Genomic DNA, 5,729 nt, shown 5'->3' with positions numbered 1-5,729 from the left:
TTTATCGTGGAATTCCACTGCGATGATGCCGGTCATAAACTTGAGAGTTTGATCATGGCTCAGAATGAACGCTGGCGGCATGCCTAACACATGCAAGTCGAACGAAGGCTTCGGCCTTAGTGGCGCACGGGTGCGTAACGCGTGGGAATCTGCCCTCAGGTTCGGAATAACAGCGAGAAATTGCTGCTAATACCGGATGATATCGCGAGATCAAAGATTTATCGCCTGAGGATGAGCCCGCGTAGGATTAGCTAGTTGGTGTGGTAAAGGCGCACCAAGGCGACGATCCTTAGCTGGTCTGAGAGGATGATCAGCCACACTGGGACTGAGACACGGCCCAGACTCCTACGGGAGGCAGCAGTGGGGAATATTGGACAATGGGCGAAAGCCTGATCCAGCAATGCCGCGTGAGTGATGAAGGCCTTAGGGTTGTAAAGCTCTTTTACCCGGGATGATAATGACAGTACCGGGAGAATAAGCTCCGGCTAACTCCGTGCCAGCAGCCGCGGTAATACGGAGGGAGCTAGCGTTATTCGGAATTACTGGGCGTAAAGCGCACGTAGGCGGCTTTGTAAGTTAGAGGTGAAAGCCTGGAGCTCAACTCCAGAATTGCCTTTAAGACTGCATCGCTTGAATCCAGGAGAGGTGAGTGGAATTCCGAGTGTAGAGGTGAAATTCGTAGATATTCGGAAGAACACCAGTGGCGAAGGCGGCTCACTGGACTGGTATTGACGCTGAGGTGCGAAAGCGTGGGGAGCAAACAGGATTAGATACCCTGGTAGTCCACGCCGTAAACGATGATAACTAGCTGTCGGGGCTCTTAGAGCTTCGGTGGCGCAGCTAACGCATTAAGTTATCCGCCTGGGGAGTACGGCCGCAAGGTTAAAACTCAAATGAATTGACGGGGGCCTGCACAAGCGGTGGAGCATGTGGTTTAATTCGAAGCAACGCGCAGAACCTTACCAGCGTTTGACATGTCCGGACGATTTCGGGAGACCGATCTCTTCCCTTCGGGGACTGGAACACAGGTGCTGCATGGCTGTCGTCAGCTCGTGTCGTGAGATGTTGGGTTAAGTCCCGCAACGAGCGCAACCCTCGTCCTTAGTTGCCATCATTTAGTTGGGCACTCTAAGGAAACCGCCGGTGATAAGCCGGAGGAAGGTGGGGATGACGTCAAGTCCTCATGGCCCTTACGCGCTGGGCTACACACGTGCTACAATGGCGGTGACAGTGGGCAGCAATCTCGCAAGGGTGAGCTAATCTCCAAAAGCCGTCTCAGTTCGGATTGTTCTCTGCAACTCGAGAGCATGAAGGCGGAATCGCTAGTAATCGCGGATCAGCATGCCGCGGTGAATACGTTCCCAGGCCTTGTACACACCGCCCGTCACACCATGGGAGTTGGATTCACCCGAAGGCAGTGCGCTAACCGCAAGGAGGCAGCTGACCACGGTGGGTTCAGCGACTGGGGTGAAGTCGTAACAAGGTAGCCGTAGGGGAACCTGCGGCTGGATCACCTCCTTTCTAAGGATATCGGCAGAAAGCGCCTTTCGCTTCGGCGAGAGGAAGAGCTTCTTCCATTCCAAAGAACATTGGCCGCCGTCCTCATGTCCCTTCATCACTAGGTTAAGCGCAAGGCGCGAGACGAAATAGCGTGAGCTATTTCGCACGTCGCCAAGCTCGGCCAGCGCTGCTAAGCGCGCCCACAAGGCGCAGCTTTGCTGCGACTGACGGGCGCGCGAGCGAGGCGCGGGCCTGTAGCTCAGTTGGTTAGAGCGCACCCCTGATAAGGGTGAGGTCGGTGGTTCGAATCCACCCAGGCCCACCACTTTTTGCGCTTTAAAGAGTATGGGGCCTTAGCTCAGCTGGGAGAGCGGTTGCTTTGCAAGCATCAGGTCATCGGTTCGATCCCGATAGGCTCCACCACTCACCAAAGCGTCGCCAGCTGTACAACCTAGAGATGAAGAGAAACGGTTCCGCTTCGGCGGAAATTGGAGGCTACGGCCTCCCTTATTTGACATTGTGAATGGGTTCTTAAAATCGATGCCGTGATATCGGCGTTGGTTCGACGAGAACGTTTTGGTTCGGGTTTACCCGGATCTGAGCGGTTCGAGGCGGATACAACGTTTTAATAATCAGGCTGAGCATTTTAATCATCCGCACCAAGATACTGTGACTTTGCTGCTCTGCCGAGTTTTGGTCTGATCGTCATGATCAGTCCCAGCATTGTCATTGGTGGTGCGGACTCTCAAGCGTGAGGTAAGGGCAATTCGTGGATGCCTTGGCGCATACAGGCGATGAAGGACGTGGCACGCTGCGATAAGCTGCGGTGAGGTGTGAGCAACCTTTGACCCGCAGATTTCCGAATGGGGAAACCCACCTATCCCGTTTAACTTGCATGTTCGGGTAACTGAGCAGGCAAGCTAAATGGGGCTAGGTATCACTTAGCTGAATACATAGGCTTCGTGAAGCGAACCCGGCGAACTGAAACATCTCAGTAGCTGGAGGAAAAGACATCAACCGAGATTCCGTTAGTAGTGGCGAGCGAACGCGGACCAGGCCAGTGCCGACAAGTGAATTAGCAGAACGATTTGGAAAGATCGGCCATAGCGGGTGACAGCCCCGTATGCGAAAGTGAAATTGTCGGACTTGAGTAGGGCGGGACACGTGTAATCCTGTCTGAACATAGGGGGACCACCCTCTAAGCCTAAATACTCGTATGCGACCGATAGTGAACTAGTACCGTGAGGGAAAGGTGAAAAGCACCCCGATGAGGGGAGTGAAACAGTACCTGAAACGGATTGCCTACAAGCAGTTGGAGGGTCCTTGAGGCCTGACAGCGTACCTCTTGCATAATGGGTCTGTGACTTAATGTATCAAGCAAGCTTAAGCCGTTAGGTGTAGGCGCAGCGAAAGCGAGTCTGAATAGGGCGCCAGAGTTTGATGTATTAGACCCGAAACCCGGCGATCTAGGCATGACCAGGATGAAGGTGCGGTAACACGCACTGGAGGTCCGAACCGATTAACGTTGAAAAGTTACCGGATGAGTTGTGTTTAGGGGTGAAAGGCCAATCAAGCCGGGAAATAGCTGGTTCTCCGCGAAAACTATTGAGGTAGTGCCTCGAGCGAATACCGTAGGGGGTAGAGCACTGGATGGATGCGGGGGTCGCGAGACCTACCAACTCTAACCAAACTCCGAATACCTACGAGTACTACTCGGGAGACAGACGGCGGGTGCTAAGGTCCGTCGTCAAAAGGGAAACAGCCCTGACCTACAGCTAAGGTCCCCAAGTCATCACTAAGTGGGAAAGCATGTGGAACTTCCAAAACAACCAGGAGGTTGGCTTAGAAGCAGCCATCCTTTAAAGAAAGCGTAACAGCTCACTGGTCTAAATAAGAGGTTCTGCGGCGAAGATGTAACGGGGCTAAAGTGATGCACCGAAGCTTAGGGTGTGGCGCAAGCCACGCGGTAGCGGAGCGTTCCGTAAGCCTGTGAAGCGATCTGGTAATGGGTCGTGGAGGTATCGGAAGTGCGAATGCAGACATGAGTAGCGATAAAAAGGGTGAGATGCCCTTTCGCCGAAAGACCAAGGGTTCCTGCGCAAGGCTAATCCGCGCAGGGTGAGCCGGCCCCTAAGACGAGCCCGAAGGGGGTAGTCGATGGGAACCACGTTAATATTCGTGGGCCTGGTGGTGTGTGACGGATCTCGTGTGTTGTTCTCCCTTATTGGATTGGGAGGGCTTCGAAGAGGTTCCAGGAAATAGCCCCACCGTATAGACCGTACCCGAAACCGACACAGGTGGTCAGGTAGAGTATACCAAGGCGCTTGAGAGAAGTGTCCTGAAGGAACTCGGCAAATTGCCTCCGTACCTTCGGAAGAAGGAGGCCCTCATTGTGCGCAAGCATTTTGAGGGGGCACAGGCCAGGGGGTAGCGACTGTTTAGCAAAAACACAGGGCTCTGCTAAGTCGGCTTCAAGACGACGTATAGGGCCTGACGCCTGCCCGGTGCCTGAAGGTTAAGTGGAGGGGTGCAAGCTCTGAAATGAAGCCCAGGTAAACGGCGGCCGTAACTATAACGGTCCTAAGGTAGCGAAATTCCTTGTCGGGTAAGTTCCGACCTGCACGAATGGCGTAACGACTTCCCCACTGTCTCCAGGACATGCTCAGCGAAATTGAATTCCCCGTGAAGATGCGGGGTTCCCGCGGTTAGACGGAAAGACCCCGTGCACCTTTACTGCAGCTTCAGAGTGGCATTAGGAAAGAACTGTGTAGCATAGGTGGGAGGCTTTGAAGCGTTGGCGCCAGCTGACGTGGAGCCATAGGTGAAATACCACCCTGTTGTTTTCTGATGTCTAACCTCGATCCATGAAACTGGATCAGGGACCCTCTGTGGCGGGTAGTTTGACTGGGGCGGTCGCCTCCTAAAGAGTAACGGAGGCGCGCAATGGTGGGCTCAGGACGGTTGGAAACCGTCTGTTAGAGTGCAATGGCATAAGCCCGCCTGACTGCGAGACTGACAAGTCGAGCAGAGACGAAAGTCGGTCATAGTGATCCGGTGGTCCCTCGTGGAAGGGCCATCGCTCAACGGATAAAAGGTACGCCGGGGATAACAGGCTGATAACCCCCAAGAGCTCATATCGACGGGGTTGTTTGGCACCTCGATGTCGGCTCATCACATCCTGGGGCTGGAGCAGGTCCCAAGGGTTTGGCTGTTCGCCAATTAAAGTGGTACGTGAGCTGGGTTCAGAACGTCGCGAGACAGTTTGGTCCCTATCTGCCGTGGGCGTCGAAATTTGAGAGGAGTTGACCCTAGTACGAGAGGACCGGGTTGAACATACCTCTGGTGTACCTGTCGTTCTGCCAAGAGCGCAGCAGGGTAGCTATGTATGGACGGGATAACCGCTGAAAGCATCTAAGCGGGAAGCCTCCCTCGAGATAAGATTTCATAGAGCCGTCAGAGACCATGACGTTGATAGATCGGATGTAGAAGCGCGGTAACGCGTGGAGCTAACCGATACTAATTGCTCTATTCGCGCTTGAGAGTCCCACCATCAATGACAATCCTGGGTGACCAGCATGTCGCAGATGGCGGATGATCAAATGCAACGCCTGATTAACAACTACCATCTTCAGATTGTCGTAAACGTGCACCGATTTTAAGATCAAAGAACCCCTTTGCTGTTCACCGGCTCCATTGCTTGGTGGCTATAGCGTCAGTGCCCCACCCGATCCCATCCCGAACTCGGCCGTGAAACCTGACTGCGCCGATGGTACTATCACTTAAGTGATGGAAGAGTAGGTCGTCGCCAGGCATTGAAGCCGGTGAGCAGCAAAGCTCCTTAGATCAAAAGAACCCATTCACATGTCACCTACCCTTTCGTTCCGCGACACAAGCGGAACTGCCGCGGGGTGGAGCAGCCCGGTAGCTCGTCAGGCTCATAACCTGAAGGTCACAGGTTCAAATCCTGTCCCCGCAACCAAACTCACATATACCAAACCGTCTCAGGAAACCCCGAGGCGGTTTTTTTGTGCCTTTTTTCTGGGGCTTACGCCCGAGTCGCGGGGCGCCAAATCCGCTCACCGGATCCCCCGGAATGCCACTACGTCGATTTGCATTTGGGGGTATTTTGGGGGGTAATTGACGTGACCCCCGTCTTTCATCCAGCAGCAACCAGAGACCGACCGTCGTTGTCGCGCAGGAGCGCGGGTGAAGCAACGGGCGGGTTTAAA

Annotated in this window: 3 tRNA genes and 3 rRNA genes; all 6 read left to right on the top strand. The window is 54.1% G+C overall.

The features are described from left to right. Positions 1-36 precede the first annotated feature (36 nt). The 6 genes from ACP7BL_RS17665 (at position 37) to ACP7BL_RS17640 (ending at position 5,479) form a co-directional block, all read left to right on the top strand. Positions 37-1,521: ribosomal RNA gene (locus tag ACP7BL_RS17665) — 16S ribosomal RNA — on the top strand. Between the two features lie 227 nt (positions 1,522-1,748). Further along, positions 1,749-1,825, top strand: a tRNA-Ile gene (locus tag ACP7BL_RS17660). A gap of 22 nt (positions 1,826-1,847) precedes the next feature. Then, positions 1,848-1,923 (top strand) — tRNA-Ala (locus ACP7BL_RS17655). Between the two features lie 323 nt (positions 1,924-2,246). Then, positions 2,247-5,040: ribosomal RNA gene (locus ACP7BL_RS17650) — 23S ribosomal RNA — on the top strand. A 156-nt stretch (positions 5,041-5,196) separates the two neighbouring features. Next, positions 5,197-5,311: ribosomal RNA gene (rrf, locus tag ACP7BL_RS17645) — 5S ribosomal RNA — on the top strand. Together the 16S, 23S and 5S rRNA genes with 3 tRNA genes alongside form the textbook arrangement of a ribosomal RNA operon. A gap of 91 nt (positions 5,312-5,402) precedes the next feature. Continuing rightward, positions 5,403-5,479, top strand: a tRNA-Met gene (locus ACP7BL_RS17640). Positions 5,480-5,729: the final 250 nt, after the last annotated feature.

Source organism: Sphingomonas sp. DC1600-2 (assembly GCF_049897605.1).
GTDB lineage: Bacteria > Pseudomonadota > Alphaproteobacteria > Sphingomonadales > Sphingomonadaceae > Sphingomonas.
Note: the sequence above shows the minus strand (reverse complement) of the source record. Positions and strands in the feature narration are given on the sequence as shown.